The sequence below is a fragment of the Pseudomonas sp. B21-010 genome, from assembly GCF_024749325.1.
Lineage (GTDB): Bacteria > Pseudomonadota > Gammaproteobacteria > Pseudomonadales > Pseudomonadaceae > Aquipseudomonas > Aquipseudomonas kilonensis.
Window position 1 is genome coordinate 2,963,441 of record NZ_CP087198.1, and the last position, 17,189, is coordinate 2,980,629.

The window sequence follows — 17,189 nt, forward strand, 5'->3', positions numbered from 1 at the left end:
TTCATTAACAAGGAGAGTAAAGTGAAATCGCTAATCGTTGTTCCTCTGTTGGCCCTTCTGGCGGGCTGTGCAACAAATGGGAAAAGTGACCAGCAGATTTATATGGAAGCCGGCAACGCGCATGTGATGACCCTTCCAGCCGGTCAAAACGAGGTGAGCCTGCCTGGCACGAAAATCCTCAGTCACGGCTTGATCGCCGACAATCTGGCAATCGCCGCAGGTGGAGGCGCCAATGCAGTGCGACTCAAGCAAGAATTGCTGAATGCCAAAAGTGCCGGCGATAGCGGTTTTCTGATTATCGGAGCCGCAAGCTCTCTCGACGTGGCCATTATCAAGAACGCGTTTGATACGCTCGATTTGAAAGGCATGCGTATTTACTACGCTGGTGCTGAAGCTCAGCGGGATGAGGCCCGTGCCGCCATTGAGAAAGCAAACGCCCATTTCCAGTACATCAGTGCAATGAAATAAGCGTTCTCCTTGGGTGTGGGCACTGTTGCCGCGCCATAGGGAGCTGTTCTCTGCTGCCTCCAAAAAAAGTCCGAGGCCCTGTCAGGATCGGACTTTGACTTTTTTTCTGTTTCGATGATTGTGCAAATGCCTTGCTCGTTTCGATCTCTCACGGCAAGCACAACAACTCGCAAGAGTGAATCCATCACGTGCTTACTGGGTTTGACGGGAAACAGCCTGACGCTGATTTATCAAAACCAGGCTAAAGCCACGTATTCACCACCCGCCGATCCAGCTCCTCCCAATCCGCCATGCCCAGTACCCGAGTGGTGTTCAACCCGCGCAGATAACCGCGCAGTTGATTGGCTGTGGCGCGCCTGAGCTCCGGGTCGGGTTCGGTGCTGCTCAACAGCACGCTTTCGTACTGGATCAGGTAATCAGCCACCCGCTCACGGAAGTCGGGCAATACCGCGTCGCGAATCAGATCAAACGTTCTCATGGCTATACCTCATCAATCTTTCTCGGCTTGCAACTATTGCTAGGAGTAATAGTGACCATTACGAAATGCAAGTTTTGCTTTGCCGGCAATCATTGGAAAATCAGCGCCATCAAACACGCAGCCCATTATTTTTGTTTTCAGGACCCCACCCATGCGCCCTTTATTTTTGCTTCCCCTGGCGTTTTCCCCGTTGTTGCTGGCCGGTTGTGCCTCGGCACCGAACGATCCGACCCTGACCTTGCAGACCAGCAAGACACCGGCCCAATACGCTGAATGCGTCATACCGAAATTGCAGGGCAGTGCCTTGAACCCGATGGTCTCGCAGACCCAGCGCAGCTACCGCATCGTGGTGCCGAGCAAAGTCTCGGCGGACAACGTGCTGGAAGCCTACAAGGCCGGCAGCGGCGGCAAGGTGTTCATCTACGAGCGACATTTGCTGGCCTCCAACCTCCTGCCTTCAAGTTTTGAACGCGCCGCACAGGAATGCATCTGACCGGCCCGTAAACGCTTTTCACTGTGCTCCTTTGGTTGGCCGCAACCAACCAATTCCCTTGCCCCGCACCGTCTTCGGTCGCGGGGCTTTTTTTTGCCTGCCGGTTTCAGGTTGGCCCATCATCCGCCCGGATGAACTCGATGAACGCTTTCAGGGCCGGTGGCACATGGCGTCGGCTGGGGTAGTAGAGAAAAAACCGGCTTGGCGGCGCTTTCCATTGCGCAAGCAGTTCCGTGAGCTGCCCATTGCGGATGTCATCGCGCACCAGCTCCTCGTAGACGTAGGCAATCCCGGCGCCATCTTTTGCTGCCTGGATCATCAGCGCATCGTCTTCAAGAATGAGCGGGCCGGTGACGGACAAGCGCATCGGTTGCCCTTGTGCCTGATACTCCCAGGCATAGAGTTTGCCGCTGGGAAAACGTCGGGCGATACAGGCATGGTCGAGCAAGTCCCGTGGGGCCTGGACGATCCCCTTTGCGGTCAGGTAAGCCTGTGAAGCGACGGTCACGAACGATTGAGGGGGGCCGACAGGGACGGCGATCATGTCGCCGGCCAGGCTTTCGCCAAAACGCACGCCAGCGTCAAACCCGCCGTTCACGATGTCGGTCAAGCCATCATCGGTGACCAGGTCCAGTTGAATACGTGGATACCTGGCCACGAATGGCGCAAGCACTTTCGCAAATACCGCCCGCGCCGCCGGACGCGCCACGTTGAGGCGAAGCTTGCCGGCGGGCACTTCCTGCATTGATGTCAGTTGCGCCAGCGCATCGGCAACCTGCTGCAGGGTCGGGGCCAGCGTTGCCAATAGCTGGTGGCCGGCCTCGGTCGGGGTAACGCTGCGTGTGGTTCGATTGAGCAGCCTGACACCCAGACGCGCTTCCAGTGCACGCATCGCGTGACTCAATGCAGAAGCCGAAACGCCACGCTCGTCGGCGGCCTTGCGAAAGCTGCGGTGGCGAGCGACGGCCGCGAAGGCATCCAGTTCGGAAAGATCGGGGTGCTGACTCATGAGTACTGTTCAGTAGTTCAAATACGATTACCCATCTTATCGTCATGAGATCACTCGCGGATACTGGCCCACATCATCTGTGGAGAACTCGCTATGCAAAAGAATCGTCTTGGATCATCGGATCTTCTGATTTCGCCCATTGGCCTGGGAACCTGGGCCATTGCCGGCACCGGCTGGGAATACAGTTGGGGCGCGCAGGATGACGAGGACAGCCTCGGTGCCCTTGAATATGCCGTCGAACGCGGTGTGAACTGGATCGATACCGCGGCGGTTTATGGCTTGGGCCACGCCGAGCAGCTGGTTGGGCAATTGTTGCGTCGGGTGCCAGCTTCACGGCGTCCGTTGGTGTTCACCAAGGGCAGTCTGGTCTGGGACCCGGTCACCAAAGCGATCTCGCACTCGCTGGCGCCTCAATCGCTGCTCGCCGAGGTCGAGGCAAGCTTGCGCCGGTTGCAAGTCGAAACCATCGACCTTTATCAGATCCACTGGCCGGCCTTTCCTGCCGACGGCAGTAGCGAAGGAATCGAGAGGGCGCTTTCGGCGTTGGCCACTGCGCGCGAACAGGGAAAAATTCGCGCTATCGGCGTGTCCAATTTCGATGTCGCGCAACTCCAGCGAGCCCAGGCGGTGACCGAGATCGTCTCTCTCCAACCGCCTTATTCCGCCCTGATGCGAGACATCGAGGAAGACGTCCTGCCATTTTGCGAGGAGGTGGGAATGGGCGTCCTGGCCTATTCCACCCTTCAATCCGGACTGCTTTCCGGGAGCATGACCCGCGAGCGCATCGCCCAATTGCCCGATGACGATTGGCGCAAGGCCCGAAGCGCGGATTTCCAGGAGCCTCGTTTGAGTGCGAACCTGGCGCTGGTCGAGGTTTTGGCGGGTATCGGCGAACGACACGGGGTGAGCGCGGCGGCAGTCGCCATCGCCTGGGTGCTGCGCAAGCCGGTGGTGACCGGCGCCATCGTCGGAGCCCGCCGTCCCGGGCAGGTCGATGGACTGATTGCCGGCGCACAGCTGCGCCTCAGAGCCGAGGAAATCGACGAGATTCAACCTTTCCTGCCCTTGGGAATGGGCACGAATGTCCCTGGGGCCGCTTGACCTTTAACGTTTGGCAGCCCGCTTGAACAAGCGGGTTTGACGCCTCGCTGCATAAGCGGCACTATTTGCTCGTTTGTGATTATTAGTGCTCGTTTATGCAGGTTGTAGCATCATGACTTCTCCTCACGAAGCGTTCCCCGGCGAACGCCAGCAATTGATCAGCCAGCGTCTTGCCCGGTATGGCCGGGTGATCGCGGCCGACTTGGCCAGCGAATTCAATGTGTCCGAGCACTCGATACGGCGTGATTTGGGCGCATTGGCAGCAGCGGGGGTGTGCAAACGCGTTTATGGCGGCGCGATACTCTTGCCCGCTCCCGAAGGGCCGATGGAGGCACGCGTGCGCAAGGACCCGGCGCGCAAGGGCAGTCTCGGCCAAGCGGCCGCTGCACTGCTGCGCGCGGGCCAGCACGTCTTCATCGACGCCGGGTCAACCAACCTGGCCGTGGCCTGCGCCATCGATCCGCAACTTCAGCTGACCCTCACCACCAATTCGCCGTTGATTGCGGTTCAGTTGATGAAGTTGCCCCGTGCCGAAGTCATTCTGTTGGGTGGCCGCTTGAGTCCAAACGCGGGGGGTGTGATCGGGCTGACGGCTGTCCAGCAGTTGCGTCAGTTCAGTTTTGACGTGTGCTTGCTCGGTGCCTGCGCCATCGATCCGGACAATGGCGTCACGGCGTTCGGCCTGGACGACGCGGAGTTCAAGCGCGCGGTGGTCGCGGCAAGCGGGCAGGTGATCGCGGCGGTGACCAATGAGAAGCTGTCCAGCGTTGCCCACTACCAGGTGGCCTCCTGCGAAGAAGTCACCGCCCTGGTGGTGGAGCACGATGCGCCGCGGGAGCGGCTGGAGCCCTTCTTCGGCCGGGTGACCAACGTCGTGACGGCAGCCAGTGAGCCGCGGCAAAGCTGAGGTCTTTGCTGCACGGCTGTTGCCCAATTGCGCAGGACAATCGTATAGAGACTGCACGACCCCCATTGTCCGCCAGGCGATTTGCGTCTAGTTTGCTGGCCGATCACAAGTACAAAAATCAGGAGTCATCGATGCAACCGATTCGTCTCGGGCTGGTGGGCTACGGCAAGATTGCCCAGGATCAACATGTTCCAGCCATCCACGCCAATCCCGCGTTCCAACTGGTGGCTGTCGCCACGCAAGGGCAGCCTTGCGCCGGGGTGGAGAACTTCCGCTCCTTGGGCGAACTGCTCGAAAACGGTCCGCAGGTCGATGCCATTGCGTTTTGCACACCGCCACAAGGTCGATTCGCCCTGGTGCAACAGGCGCTGGCGGCTGGCAAACACGTGCTGGTGGAAAAACCGCCGTGCGCCACGTTGGGTGAAGCCATGGCATTGGTGGAGCAGGTCCGCGAGCAAGGCGTCAGCGGCCTGTTCGCCTGGCATTCGCGTTACGCGCCGGGCATCGAAGCCGCCCGTGACTGGCTGGCGAGTCGCACCTTGCAGAGCGTGCAGATCGACTGGAAGGAAGATGTGCGCAAGTGGCACCCCGGCCAGGCATGGATCTGGCAACCCGGCGGCCTGGGCGTCTTCGATCCGGGTATCAATGCCTTGTCGATTGTGACCCATCTGCTGGCGTTGCCGCTGTTCGTGGAGTCCGCCGAGTTGCGCGTGCCGGACAACTGCCAGTCGCCGATTGCCGCCAGCATCAAGATGGCCGACGCGCGCCACCTCGATATTCATGCGGAATTCGATTTCGACCATGGTCATGACGAGCTCTGGAGCATCGAGATTCGCTGCGCCGAAGGCGTCCTGCGCCTGGACAACGGCGGTGCACTGTTGAGCATCGACGGCGTGGGCCAGGCGGTTTCCGAGGAGGGCGAATACGCGGCGGTATATCGACATTTTCAACAACTGATTGCCGACCAAACCAGCGACATGGACCTGCAGCCGCTGCGGTTGGTCGCGGACAGCTTTTTTGTCGGCAGTCGGACGGCGGTCGAGCCGTTCTACGATTAATCCAGGGAACTGCAGTTGAACGAACAGACATTGTCCATGCGCCTGGAGCGCGTGGCGGCGCATATGCCGGCGGGCGCGCGCCTGGCCGATATCGGCTCGGATCACGCTTACCTGCCGGTGGCCTTGCTGCGCCGTGGTGCCATCGCGATGGCGGTGGCGGGGGAGGTGGCGCTGACGCCGTTTCGCGCCGCCGAACGCACCGTGGGGGAGAACGGCCTGGAGCAGCAGATCAGTGTGCGTCTGGCCAATGGCCTGGCGTCGATCGAGCCGGAAGACGGGATCACGGCGATCAGCCTCTGTGGTATGGGCGGCGAGACGATCCGCGACATCCTGGACAGCGGCAAAGCGCGGTTGAGCGGTCAGGAGCGCCTGATCCTGCAACCCAACGGCGGCGAGCAGCCACTGCGCCAATGGCTGATGGAGAACGACTACCGCATCCTCTGCGAGGAGGTGCTGCGGGAAAACCGTTTCTACTACGAGATCATCGTCGCCGAGCGCACCGGGCCGGTGACGTACACCGCCGAGGAGCTGTACTTCGGCCCGCTGCAGCTGCAAGCCCGCACCCCGATCTTCCTGGCCAAGTGGCAGCGCCTGCTACGCCAGAAGCAAAAGACCCTCACCAGCTTCGCCAAGGCGCGGCAAGCCGTGCCGGAAGAGAAGCTGCAAGACATAGCCCGGCAGGCCCGCTGGATCACTGAGCTGTTGGCTTGAGTCGCATTGAGGTTGGCTGTGCCGACGTCATCGCGAGCGAGCTCGCTCCCACAGGGGTGCGCAAGGCCTTTCTGTGGGAGCGAGCTTGCTCGCGATGAGGCCATCAGCTAAATGCCACGGTCTCCAGCCGCCTGACTATCGACCCATCACCGGGTAGTGCTTGATACGACATGCATACGAGTTGCCGTCGCCTTTACAGACGCCATCCAGGTAGCGGTAGTCGACCTGTAGTGACTGTCCTTTCCGGGGCCATTGCCGGCGGGGGAGCGTGGCTTGGTAGTCCGGGGTTTCCGGGGTGAAGGTGAGCGATGAGCCTTGCGCTGGACACTCCACTGAGGCGGATTTCGGCCTGGCTTTCACGATCTTCGCCTGAAGCTGCGGGTAGGGTTGTTTCAGGACCTCGACGATACGCAGCTCCAGGTGGCAGATTTGCCATGTCGAGGCCTGGACGGGCCCACTCAGGAAGGCGAGCGTCAAGACAAACAGTCCGAGGCACGCTGCGTGAGCGTTCATGGTTGCCCTTGTTTGAGGTGCTGACGTTTGCGAAATCATAGCGTGGCATTGCGTCTTTGCCTGATTCAACCGTAAAGCCCCATCAGAGAGAAGGATTTGTCAGTGCTCAGAGCAACCATTTCGGCCAGCGAATGCAGGAGCACCGGCACCAGCAGGCCACCGCTGACCACTCTTGCGATAGCGAATATGCCTCCACAGGCGAAGATCAGCACGACGGTGATCCAGTTCCCGTATTGGATGTGCATGCTGGCGAAGATCGCTGAGGTCACGATGATCGCGATCCATGTCCAGGCCCGGCTGTTCTCGTAGGGAAACAGCCGCAGCATGTAATGGCGGAAGAACAGCTCTTCGGCGATGGGCGGCAGCACGATCAGCGAGGCGATCTTGATCGTGGCCTGCCAACCGTTGAGCCCGTCCAGGAGCTCGGCCATGAACACCTCACGCGGCAACCCGAGCACGAGGACGGCGACCCCGAAAAGCAGGTAGGCCCCGATAGTGCCGATCGCCCCCCACTGCAGGGGTTTGCGAACGGCATGACCACGCCACCGCGCGCGCGGATCGGTGCGGTATTGCCAGGCGAAGAGGGCGAGGAGAACCAGCGCGGTGATGCCCGAGGTAGTCGTGAACGTCAGGTAGGCCTGCATGTCCGCGGGGACGAAAAGGACTTCGGGCACTGCAGCCAGAAAGACTATCAGGGTCGCAAGCGCAAACATCCCGAGCCGGGGAAAGAAGCGGTAGGGCGGTAAAGTGGCGGCGGGAGCAAATTCAGGGGCGGCACAAAGATTCGTCACAGTCACTCCATGAGTGCAAGGAAAAAGGCATGATGCCAGTGTTTTGGGGGCGTCAGGTACGAGTTCCTGGTGGGTTGATGGCGTCGTGATTCAATCCAGGCGGCGACATGAATAAGCGTGGGTCTGATAAGGGAACTCGATGTGCTTGCGCCCGCGCAGCGCCGGATGGCTCTGAATCAAGGCCCGTAGTTGATCCGCTACCCGTTTCTTCTCTGCGTCAGGCAGCGCTGCGATGAAGCTCACGGACAGAAAGCGATCCAGGATGACCGTCTCGGGGCTGCCTGCGTGGGTGTAACTAAAACAGGTCAGTTCGGGTTCCGAGAAGTAACGTCCGTTGAAGGGGCGTCGCCAGTTTCCAGTATGAAAGCGTGGGGTATCGCCTTCGAAGGGGGTGATGATTTTAGTGATGTCGACCACCCAGTCCACTGACTCATCACGCACGTTCCAGATCAGGCCGAGCCGGCCGTCCGGTTTGAGTACTCGGTGAATCTCTTGGAGCGCGGTTTCATTCGCGAACCAGTGGAAGGCTTGGGCGCATACGAGCGCCTGCGCCGTCCCTGCCTCGAGGGGAATGGATTCGGCCGTTCCCTCCAGAATCCTGGTGTTCGGCAGATGCTTGGCAAACTCGATTCGCATCGCCTCGACCGGTTCGATGGCGATGGCATTGATCGCCATTGAGTCCAGCAGGCGAGTAAATTTACCGGTACCGGCTCCTAACTCAATGACTGTCGATCCTGGGCTGATTTCCAGTGCACTGCTGAGCCATGCCTGTATTTCGCTTGGGTAGTCTGGGCGCCCTTGGGTATAGGTGCTGGCTTCTGCTGAGTATCCTATCTGAGCGGCCTTATGGATAACTGTCATCTTCAGCGACCCTTCGGGTGGATGGGGGTAGATGGATTATGCGGTGTGTTTAGGTCGTCAGCTAGTTGATCCTTTTTGTGCTTGGTCTCGTGTGTTTGCGTTGGGGTAGATCGTTTATCGGGATTTTGGGATTGGTTGGTGTGTATATCCGTTTCTGGGGTAACGGCTGCTTATGGTTCCGCTCTTACAGCGGGTCACTTTTGAAGAGCGCAAAAGTAACCAAAACGCTACATGCCCCACCACTTGGCACCTCGCCTAGGCTCGGTGTGCCCTCACTCCGGCATTGCTCCGTGGGCCGCCGCGAAGGGCCATCCATGGCCCAGCGCGGCTACCTCGGCATCCATGCCGAGGTGCCCACTGCGCAATGCCTGCGTTCGGCCATCGTGGTTAACGGGGCGCCCCAGATCAAGATCAAAATCGAGGCGGCCTTATAGCCGACCTGGCTCTCCCGGTCATACACTCGTCAGTTCTGTGGGAGCAAAGCTTGCTCGCGAAGAGGCCAGCACATCCAACATCTTCATCGACTGAACCACCGCCATCGCGAGCAAGCTCGCTCCCACAAGGGGTTTGTGGCGAGCACAGGATTTTTGAACGCTCGAGAACCCTGTGGGAGCGAGCTTGCTCGCGATAACGGCAGCACAGCCCACATCACCGCCAACTGACCCTCCGCTATCGCGAGCAGGCTCGCTCCCACATGGATTTACAGGTGTTCACAGCCTCTGCACACAACACAAAAACCTGTGGGAGCGAGCTTGCTCGCGATAACGCCGGCACAGCCAACATCACCGCCAACTGACCCTCCGCTATCGCGAGCAGGCTCGCTCCCACATGGATTTACAGGTGTTCACAGCCTCTGTACACGACACAAAAACCTGTGGGAGCGAGCTTGCTCGCGATAACGCCGGCACAGCCAACATCACCGCCAACTGACCCTCCGCTATCGCGAGCAAGCTCGCTCCCACAGGAGGAACACGGTCTTACCAAGAGCCAGGTCGGCTGTTAGGCCGCCTCGCGGTGGACGTTGATCTCGGGCGCCCCGTTAACCACGCTGGCCGAACGCAGGCATTGCGCAGTGGGCATCCCGGCATGGATGCCGGGATAGCCGCGCTGGGCCATGGATGGCCCTTCGCGGCGGGCCCACGGAGCAATGCCGGAGTGAGGGCACACCGAGCCTAGGCGAGGTGCCGAGTGGTGGGGCAGAGCGTTTTTGGTTACTTTTGGCGCTCTTCCAAAAGTGACCCGCCGTAAGGGCGGAACCCTAAGCCGCCGTTACCGCAGCAACGGATATACACACCAACCCATCTACTCAAAGCTGCTTGGACCCCCCGCCAATCTGCCAAACATACGGCGGCTCCGTACCATTGATTTCCCAATCACCAATAATGCGCTCCTTGTAGATCAACGGATTATGCGAAGCAGCAGTGCGGGCATTGCGCCAGTGACGGTCGAGGGCTTTGCTGGTGCTGGTGGCCGAGGCACCCAGGGCATTGAACAGATCACTGGTAGCGCGTAACACCAGGTCGGAAATCACCACCTGGGCCTGGGCCGATTCCAGTTCGGCGGCGATGTTGGCGGTGTGTTCGGTCTCGGCGTTCTGACTGAAGCGGCTTTCGTAGGCGCGTTGGGAGGCGCTCGCGGCTCGCAGGGTGGTGGCTTCTGCGGCATAGACCTGGGCCGAGGCCCTACCGACCACTTGCTGCACCTGCACATCCTGGCTCACTTCGCTGGCGTTGCCGGTGCTGAAGACCCGCGTGCGTTTGCGCACTTGCTCGGTAATGTCATGAACCGCCGCGCGGCCGGCACCGGTCAGCACGGCCAGCAACACCAGTTGATAAAACGCGGTCTGGTATTTGAAGCGGGTAGAGAAGTCGATGAGATTTTCCGCCTCGACCAACGCATTCTCGAACAGCGACGTGCCGCTGCCGGTGGTGCGTTGGCCAAAACCGTCCCAGTCATCGCTTTGCTTGACGCCCGGCTGATGCACACGCACAGCGGCAATCACGTCGGCGCCGTTGTCGTCGCGTTGGGCATACACGTCGATCCAGTCGGCGAAGATACTGCCGGTGCTGTAGTACTTGGTGCCGTTGACGACCCACTGATCACCCTGGCGAGAAACCCGAGTAACGACGTCGCCGATTTTCACGGTGCCGACTTCCGTCCAGGCATTGCCCACCAGTTCACCCTCGACGAAGCGCTTGAACCAGATGTCTTGTGGGCTGCTGGCGTGGGCGTTGAGACGGTCCTCGACAAATGCAAAGTGCCCGCGCAGCGCCTGGGGCAGGTTGGAATCGGCTTCGGCCAGTTCGATCAGCAGTTGCAACAGCTGCGGCAACGAAGCCCCGGCGCCGCCATATTCGACCGGTACGCGAATGGCACCAAAGCCTGCTTCCTTCAGCCATTTCACCTGTTCAAAGGGCAGGCTGCGCGTCTGCTCACGCTCCAGGGCGCCGGCCTGGATGCGTGCAAAGATCGGCCGAAAGCGTTCGGCCAAGGGCTCATAGTCGGTGCCGGTGGACAGTATCGGCGGCAGATGTTGTTGCTGTGCGGTCATGGTGATGTTCCTTCTTATGACGAATAGGTGGGCAGGGGAGAAACCTGCCGGTGCCAGCGGCTATTGCACAGTCCATGCCTGAGGCCCAACGCCCGTAAATACGGGCCTGTACAGCGCTCATCAGGGAAAGGGCTGCCCTCGCTGCGAACAATCTGTTGCGCAACTGTGTGCCCGGCAACAGTTGCTGCCACACACATCGACGCGGCGAATGTTCGTCAGGCAACAGTGGATCAACAGCTTGTCCGTCAAGCGACAGTGAGATGATCCGGCAAAGCTCCTAAGACATTGATTAATAAATGAATATTCAAATGGCACGGTTGCTGCTCTACACCTTGTGCAGACGCTGAGGTGGCGTCTCCAGGCATGGGGTAAACGATGAGCAAGCAATTCAAAGTGGTGGCGGTGTCAGGCAGCGTGCAGCACCCGTCACGCACGCTGGTCCTGCTCCAGGCATTGGTCGACAGGCTCGGGCAGCAACTGCCGATCGAGCTGCGTCTGATCGAACTGGCCAAGGTCGGCCCCCAGTTCGCCGGGGTCTTGCGTCGCGAGGCGTTGCCGGCTGCCGTGCAGGATGACCTGCAGGCCATCGAGTCGGCTGATCTGTTGATTGCCGCCAGCCCGGTGTATCGGGCTTCGTACACCGGCCTGTTCAAGCACCTGTTCGATTTTGTTCATCACGAAGCTCTCAAGAACGTACCGGTGCTGCTGGCCGCGACGGGGGGCTCGGATCGCCATGCCTTGATCATCGATCACCAATTGCGGCCCCTGTTCGGCTTCTTCCAGGCCCTGAGCCTGCCGGTGGGGGTCTATGCCAGCGAAAACGATTTCACCCAATACCAGATCTCCAGCGCACAGGTGCTGGAGCGTATCGAGCGCGCCGTCGAGTCGGCGTTGCTGAGCCTGGTCCCGAGCGTTCGACGCGACGCCAGTGCCGCCTGATCAATTTCTTCTTTCAAAACGAGCCGTGGAGTACATGCAATGAGCCAGGACACGATCAAATTTGCCTACTGGGTGCCCAACGTCAGTGGCGGGCTGGTGGTCAGCAAAATCGAGCAACGCACCGACTGGGGCATCGACTACAACCGCAAGCTGGCGCAGATCGCTGAAGCGGCCGGCTTCGACTACGCCCTGTCCCAAGTGCGCTTTACCGCCGGTTACGGTGCCGAATACCAGCATGAGTCCGTGGCGTTCAGTCATGCCTTGCTGGCCGCCACCACGCGCCTGAAAGTCATCGCCGCAGTGTTGCCTGGGCCGTGGACACCCTCGGTGTTGGCCAAGCAGATCGCAACCATCGATCACCTGACCGGCGGGCGGGTGGCGGTCAACATCGTGTCGGGCTGGTTCAAGGGCGAGTTCACCGCCATTGGCGAGCCATGGTTGGAACACGATGAGCGCTATCGCCGTTCCGAAGAATTCATCACCGCCCTCAAGGGCATCTGGACCACCGACAACTTCACCTTGCGCGGTGACTTCTACCGCTTCCACGACTACACCCTCAAGCCAAAACCACTGCAGCAGCACCCGGAGATCTTCCAGGGCGGCAGCTCGCGGGCGGCGCGGGACATGGCGGCCCGGGTATCGGACTGGTACTTCACCAACGGCAATACCGTGGAAGGCGTCAAGGCGCAGATCGATGACCTCCAGGCAAAAGCCGCGGCCAACAATCACAAGGTCAAGGTCGGTGTAAACGCCTTCGTCATTGCTCGTGACACCGAAGAAGAGGCGCGTGCGGTCCTTGCCCAGATCATCGACCAGGCCGACCCCGAGGCCGTCAATGCCTTCGGCGATGCGGCGAAGCAGGCCGGCAAGTCCAGCCCGGAAGGCGAGGGCAACTGGGCCAAGTCCAGCTTCGAGGACCTGGTGCAGTACAACGATGGCTTCAAGACCAACCTGATCGGCACACCGCAGCAAATCGCCGAACGCATCGTCGCGCTCAAGGCCGTGGGTGTGGATCTGGTGCTCGCCGGCTTTCTGCACTTCCAGGAAGAAGTCGAGTATTTCGGCCGTAAGGTCCTGCCGCTGGTGCGTGAGCTGGAGCAACGCAAAGTGGCAGCCAAAACGGCGGCAGTCGCTTAGGCGCGGGAGGCAGCATGGGCACGTTCACCGACACTCTCGACGCGGCACCGGCCAGCTTGCCCCAGTGGTTGCAGCAACAGGCGCATCGGCATGGCGCGGATGTCGCGCTGCGCCATAAGTACCTGGGTGTCTGGCAGGAGCGGACCTGGGCGCAAGTGGCCGATGAGGTGCGCCGTTTGGCGAGTGCCCTGCAAGCCCGCGGTTTTTCAGCGGGCGCGACCCTGACGATCATCAGCCGACCCAGGCCGCAGGCGCTGCTTGCAGCCTTGGCCGCGCAGTGGCTGGGTGGCGTGGCGAGTCTCTTCGACCCTTTGGAGGTACCGGCCGAACAGGTGCAATTGCTCGGCACGCTGCAGCCGGATTTCGTCCTGGTCGAAGGCCTGGAGGAGATGCTGCGTCTGCGTGCGGCGCAGGTGGTTGCACGTGTACTGGTTTATCTCGACAAGCGTGGCCTGGCCGATTCGACGCCATTCGTTCAAGCGCTGGATTACGCCGCGCTGGTTGCCGAGCGACCAACCGATGAACGGGCACCGCAAGGGCAAGTGCTGCAAACGGCCTTTGTGTTTTATCGCGGGGCTGGGCAGGCGATTGAAGAGCAACGCGTCAGCCACGCCGAGCTGCTGCAGGAGGGCCAGCGGTTGGTGACGCGCGAAGGCCTGGGACGGCAGGAAGAGGCATTGGCCGCCCGGGCGTTCGCCTCGGGCGGACAAGCCCGCTATCTGCTGGCGCCCTGGTTGATAGCCGGTTTTCGCCTGAATTTTCCAGAAAACCTGGCGACCCGTGATCGCGACCGCCGCGAGCTGGGCCCGACGCTGGTGGCTGGAACGCGCGAAACCTATGAGCGTTTGTACCGTTATGCGCTGGAGCGTTTGCCGGTGCCGGGCAGTTGGTCGCGTGGGCTGGTGGACTGGGCGTTGGCGGCCCATCCCGACGTCTTGCAACGGCATTTGGGTGACTGGCTGGTGCGCCGGCCTTTGCGCGACGTGCTGGGGTTCTCCCGGACCCGCGCGCCGCTGCTGGTGGGCGATGCGTTGCTGCCCCAGACCCAGGCGTTTTTCCAGGCATTGGGTATCAGGGTTCGCCAGTGGAGCGATGCGGCCCACTGGGAAGCGCCGACGCATCTTGTGCAGCAAACCACCGATGACTGGAGCGGGCTCCAGTCGCAACTGGCCTGAGAGGAGACGCGCCATGACCCAGACGGCCACCGCGCATTTGCTGGAGCTGGACCATATTTCACTGTCATTCAAAGGCGTCAAAGCGGTCACGGACATCAGTTTTCGTGTCGCCACCGCAGAGATCTGCGCCTTGATCGGCCCCAACGGTGCAGGCAAGAGCTCGCTGCTGAATGTCATCAGCGGCGTGTACCAGGCCCAGGAGGGGCATATCCGTTTTGATCGACAGGAGCGGCGCCGGATGCGCCCCCACGATGTGGCGGTACGCGGCATCGCCCGCACGTTCCAGAACATTGCGCTGTTCAAGGGCATGAGCGTGCTCGACAACGTGCTCACCGGACGCAACCTCAAGCGGCGCAGCACTTGGATCGAGCAGGCGCTGCGCATCGGTCGCGCCAGGGCCGAGGATGACCGCCAGCGCGAAGCGGCCGAGCGCGTTATCGCGTTCCTGCACTTGCAGCCCTGGCGCGACACCCTGGTGGGCACGTTGCCCTATGGCTTGCAGAAGCGCGTGGAGCTGGCCCGGGCGCTGGCGGCGGAGCCTCGGCTGTTGCTGCTGGACGAACCCATGGCCGGAATGAACGCCGACGAGAAGCAGCAGATGAGCCGCTTCATCGTCGATATCAATCGTGAACTGGGCACCACCGTGGTGTTGATCGAGCACGATATCGGCGTGGTCATGGACATCAGCGACCACGTGGTGGTGCTCGATTACGGTCGCAAGATCGGCGACGGCTCGCCCGAAGACGTACGGCAGAACCCCGAGGTCATTTCGGCCTACCTGGGCACTCGCCACTGACACCGGATATTCGACGCCTTCCCGCTGGGCTCTGTAGGAGCTGGCGAAGACTCGGGCCGCGTTCGGACGATCTTTTGACTTTTCGCTTGAGACTTAAGTGTCTGGGGAAAGATCGCAGCCTCGCTCCGCTCGACAGCTCCTACCGCGCAGCCCAGCGGGAGCAATCTCTGGCCACAGGATCCTCGTTTGTATTGACCGAACAGTATTAGGAACAGCGATGGAATTTTTCTTTGAAGTATTGATTGGCGGGTTGTTGGCGGGGGTGATGTACGCCTTGGTGGCCATCGGTTTTGTGCTGATCTACAAGGCCTCCGGGGTATTCAATTTCGCCCAGGGCGCGATGGTGCTGTTCTCGGCGCTGACTTTCGTCAGCCTGCTGGAACGCGGCGTGCCGTTCTGGCTAGCGTTTCTCATCAGCCTGGCGGCAATGCTGCTCATCGCCGTGGCCGTGGAGCGTGTGGTGCTGCGCCCTTTGGTCAACCGTTCGCCGATCACGCTGTTCATGGCCACCCTCGGGCTGTCCTACGTCATCGAAGGGTTCGCCCAGGCGCTGTGGGGCGCCCAGGTGCATGGCCTGGAGCTGGGCATCAGTGACGAACCGCTGGAGCTGGGCGGGATGTTGTTGTCGCAGTTCGACATTTTTGCCGCGTTGACTGCGGCGTTCCTGGTGCTGCTGCTGTCCTGGCTGTTCAACAAGACCCGGCTCGGATTGTCGTTGCGGGCGGTGGCCGATGACCCGCTGGCGGCACTGGCCGTGGGCATCCGCTTGCAGCGAGTGTGGGTGGTGGTGTGGGCGGTGGCGGGGTTTGTCGGGTTGGTCGCCGGGCTGCTCTGGGGCGCTCGCCTCGGTGTGCAGTTCTCGCTCTCGCTGGTGGTGCTCAAGGCCTTGCCGGTGCTGATCATCGGCGGCTTCACCTCCATCACCGGCGCGATTGTCGGCGGCTTGATCATCGGCGCCTCGGAGAAGCTGGCGGAGGTTTACCTCGGGCCCTTCATCGGCAGCGGCATCGAGAACTGGTTTCCCTACGTGCTGGCGCTGCTGTTTTTGCTGGTGCGTCCGGCGGGGTTGTTTGGCGAACGGGCCATCGAACGGGTTTAGGGGAGCGCATGATGTTTTATCGAGAAGCAGGCCAGTTCAACACCCGCTATGCCCAGGACCGCCGAGTCTTCGCGCTGCGCCAGGACCGTCATGGGCTGATCGCGTTGCTGCTGTTTGCCTTTGTCGTGGTGCCCTGGCTGGGCAATGACTACTGGTTCAGCGCGATCCTGATTCCATTCCTGGTGCTGTCCCTGGCCGGGTTGGGGCTCAATTTGCTCACTGGTTATGCCGGGCAACTGTCCCTCGGTTCTGCGGCGTTCATGGCGGTGGGCGCCTTTGCCACTTACAACCTCGAAGTACGGGTCGCCGGTTTGCCGTTGTTGGTCAGTATCGCCCTGGGCGGGTTGACGGCGGCGTTGGTGGCGGTGCTGTTCGGCCTGCCGAGTTTACGCATCAAGGGCTTCTACCTGCTGGTCTCGACCCTGGCGGCGCAGTTCTTCGTGACCTGGGCGCTGACCCGGTTCAGTTGGTTTTCCAACAACAGCGCCTCGGGCGTGATCAGCGCGCCGCGCCTGGAGGTATTGGGGGTGAACCTCGACGCGCCGGCCGGCCGCTATCTGCTGACCCTGACGGTGGTGGTGGCGCTGTTCTGGCTGGGCAAGAACCTGGTGCGCAGCGAGTTGGGGCGCAACTGGATGGCGGTGCGCGACATGGACACCGCCGCCGCGGTCATCGGCATTGCATTGGCAAAAACCAAGTTGCTGGCGTTCGCCATCAGCGGTTTTTTCCTCGGGGTGGCCGGCGCGCTCTGGGCCTTCGCTTACCTGGGCACGGTGGAGCCCCACGGGTTCGACCTCAATCGGTCGTTCCAGATCCTGTTCATCATCATTATCGGCGGCCTCGGCAGCCTGCTGGGCAACTTCCTCGGCGCGGCCTTCATCGTGCTGTTTCCGGTGTTGCTCTCGAACCTGGTGTCGCTGCTGCCCGGCGGGCTGGTGGACGCCGGCCAGGTGGAGAACCTGCAGAAGATGATATTCGGCGCCCTGATCATCCTGTTTCTGATCAAGGAGCCAGAGGGCCTTGCGCGCCTCTGGCAGAGATTTCGCCAGCGCGCTCGGCTGTGGCCGTTGCGCTACTGAGCGATGCGCGCAGCGCGGGTTTG

General features: G+C 61.1%; 20 protein-coding genes. 13 read left to right on the forward strand and 7 right to left on the reverse strand.

Going from position 1 to position 17,189, the window contains the following annotated elements; all coding sequences use genetic code 11:
* Positions 1-21: 21 nt before the first annotated feature.
* Positions 22-468 carry a hypothetical protein gene (locus LOY50_RS13070; protein WP_258691077.1) on the forward strand — a complete coding sequence of 149 codons (447 nt, stop codon included), beginning with the start codon at positions 22-24 and terminating at the stop codon, positions 466-468.
* Positions 469-709: 241 nt separating this feature from the next.
* Here the strand turns inward: LOY50_RS13070 and LOY50_RS13075 are convergent, their stop codons facing one another.
* A complete protein-coding gene (locus LOY50_RS13075) occupies positions 710-946 on the reverse strand; it encodes a hypothetical protein (RefSeq protein ID WP_003201330.1) in 237 nt (78 codons plus the stop codon).
* 151 nt (positions 947-1,097) lie between these two features.
* Between LOY50_RS13075 and LOY50_RS13080 the strand changes: the two genes are divergently transcribed.
* Complete coding sequence (locus LOY50_RS13080) at positions 1,098-1,439, forward strand: hypothetical protein (protein ID WP_223472644.1); 342 nt, start codon at positions 1,098-1,100, stop codon at positions 1,437-1,439.
* 106 nt (positions 1,440-1,545) lie between these two features.
* Here the strand turns inward: LOY50_RS13080 and LOY50_RS13085 are convergent, their stop codons facing one another.
* Entirely contained in the window at positions 1,546-2,448 is a 903-nt protein-coding gene (locus LOY50_RS13085; RefSeq protein WP_258691078.1) for a LysR family transcriptional regulator, read from the reverse strand.
* 93 nt (positions 2,449-2,541) lie between these two features.
* On the opposite strand from LOY50_RS13085, the gene LOY50_RS13090 reads away from it, so the two are divergent.
* From LOY50_RS13090 to LOY50_RS13105, 4 genes are all read left to right on the forward strand, one after another.
* A complete protein-coding gene (locus LOY50_RS13090; protein ID WP_258691079.1) occupies positions 2,542-3,549 on the forward strand; it encodes an aldo/keto reductase in 1,008 nt (335 codons plus the stop codon).
* A 112-nt stretch (positions 3,550-3,661) separates the two neighbouring features.
* A complete protein-coding gene (locus LOY50_RS13095; RefSeq protein ID WP_253474295.1) occupies positions 3,662-4,456 on the forward strand; it encodes a DeoR/GlpR family DNA-binding transcription regulator in 795 nt (264 codons plus the stop codon).
* Positions 4,457-4,587: 131 nt separating this feature from the next.
* On the forward strand, positions 4,588-5,514 hold the full coding sequence (locus tag LOY50_RS13100) for a Gfo/Idh/MocA family protein (RefSeq protein WP_258691080.1): 927 nt from the start codon (positions 4,588-4,590) through the stop codon (positions 5,512-5,514).
* Between the two features lie 15 nt (positions 5,515-5,529).
* Positions 5,530-6,225 (forward strand): tRNA (adenine(22)-N(1))-methyltransferase TrmK, encoded by a 696-nt coding sequence (locus LOY50_RS13105; protein ID WP_301300415.1) that lies wholly within the window; start codon positions 5,530-5,532, stop codon positions 6,223-6,225.
* Between the two features lie 135 nt (positions 6,226-6,360).
* Here LOY50_RS13105 and LOY50_RS13110 read toward each other — a convergent pair whose 3' ends face one another.
* The 3 genes from LOY50_RS13110 to LOY50_RS13120 form a co-directional block, all read right to left on the reverse strand.
* Positions 6,361-6,738 carry a hypothetical protein gene (locus tag LOY50_RS13110; RefSeq protein ID WP_253474298.1) on the reverse strand — a complete coding sequence of 126 codons (378 nt, stop codon included), beginning with the start codon at positions 6,736-6,738 and terminating at the stop codon, positions 6,361-6,363.
* Between the two features lie 65 nt (positions 6,739-6,803).
* Positions 6,804-7,529, reverse strand: coding sequence for a CPBP family intramembrane glutamic endopeptidase (locus LOY50_RS13115; RefSeq protein WP_258691081.1), 726 nt, complete (start codon positions 7,527-7,529; stop codon positions 6,804-6,806).
* A 90-nt stretch (positions 7,530-7,619) separates the two neighbouring features.
* Complete coding sequence (locus tag LOY50_RS13120; protein WP_258691082.1) at positions 7,620-8,390, reverse strand: class I SAM-dependent methyltransferase; 771 nt, start codon at positions 8,388-8,390, stop codon at positions 7,620-7,622.
* Between the two features lie 290 nt (positions 8,391-8,680).
* Between LOY50_RS13120 and LOY50_RS13125 the strand changes: the two genes are divergently transcribed.
* Positions 8,681-8,824, forward strand: coding sequence for a hypothetical protein (locus tag LOY50_RS13125; RefSeq protein WP_253478719.1), 144 nt, complete (start codon positions 8,681-8,683; stop codon positions 8,822-8,824).
* Between the two features lie 565 nt (positions 8,825-9,389).
* Here the strand turns inward: LOY50_RS13125 and LOY50_RS13130 are convergent.
* Positions 9,390-9,557 carry a nucleoid-structuring protein H-NS gene (locus tag LOY50_RS13130; protein WP_258691304.1) on the reverse strand — a complete coding sequence of 56 codons (168 nt, stop codon included), beginning with the start codon at positions 9,555-9,557 and terminating at the stop codon, positions 9,390-9,392.
* Positions 9,558-9,696: 139 nt separating this feature from the next.
* Complete coding sequence (locus LOY50_RS13135) at positions 9,697-10,941, reverse strand: acyl-CoA dehydrogenase family protein (RefSeq protein WP_258691083.1); 1,245 nt, start codon at positions 10,939-10,941, stop codon at positions 9,697-9,699.
* A 375-nt stretch (positions 10,942-11,316) separates the two neighbouring features.
* On the opposite strand from LOY50_RS13135, the gene msuE reads away from it, so the two are divergent.
* From msuE to LOY50_RS13165, 6 genes are all read left to right on the forward strand, one after another.
* Entirely contained in the window at positions 11,317-11,880 is a 564-nt protein-coding gene (gene msuE / locus LOY50_RS13140; protein ID WP_258691084.1) for an FMN reductase, read from the forward strand.
* 39 nt (positions 11,881-11,919) lie between these two features.
* Entirely contained in the window at positions 11,920-13,017 is a 1,098-nt protein-coding gene (gene sfnG / locus LOY50_RS13145; protein WP_027911753.1) for a dimethylsulfone monooxygenase SfnG, read from the forward strand.
* Between the two features lie 14 nt (positions 13,018-13,031).
* On the forward strand, positions 13,032-14,192 hold the full coding sequence (locus LOY50_RS13150; RefSeq protein WP_258691085.1) for an AMP-binding protein: 1,161 nt from the start codon (positions 13,032-13,034) through the stop codon (positions 14,190-14,192).
* Between the two features lie 13 nt (positions 14,193-14,205).
* Complete coding sequence (locus LOY50_RS13155) at positions 14,206-14,988, forward strand: ABC transporter ATP-binding protein (RefSeq protein ID WP_253474315.1); 783 nt, start codon at positions 14,206-14,208, stop codon at positions 14,986-14,988.
* Between the two features lie 217 nt (positions 14,989-15,205).
* A complete protein-coding gene (locus tag LOY50_RS13160; RefSeq protein ID WP_258691086.1) occupies positions 15,206-16,087 on the forward strand; it encodes a branched-chain amino acid ABC transporter permease in 882 nt (293 codons plus the stop codon).
* An 11-nt stretch (positions 16,088-16,098) separates the two neighbouring features.
* On the forward strand, positions 16,099-17,166 hold the full coding sequence (locus LOY50_RS13165; protein ID WP_258691234.1) for a branched-chain amino acid ABC transporter permease: 1,068 nt from the start codon (positions 16,099-16,101) through the stop codon (positions 17,164-17,166).
* Positions 17,167-17,189: the final 23 nt, after the last annotated feature.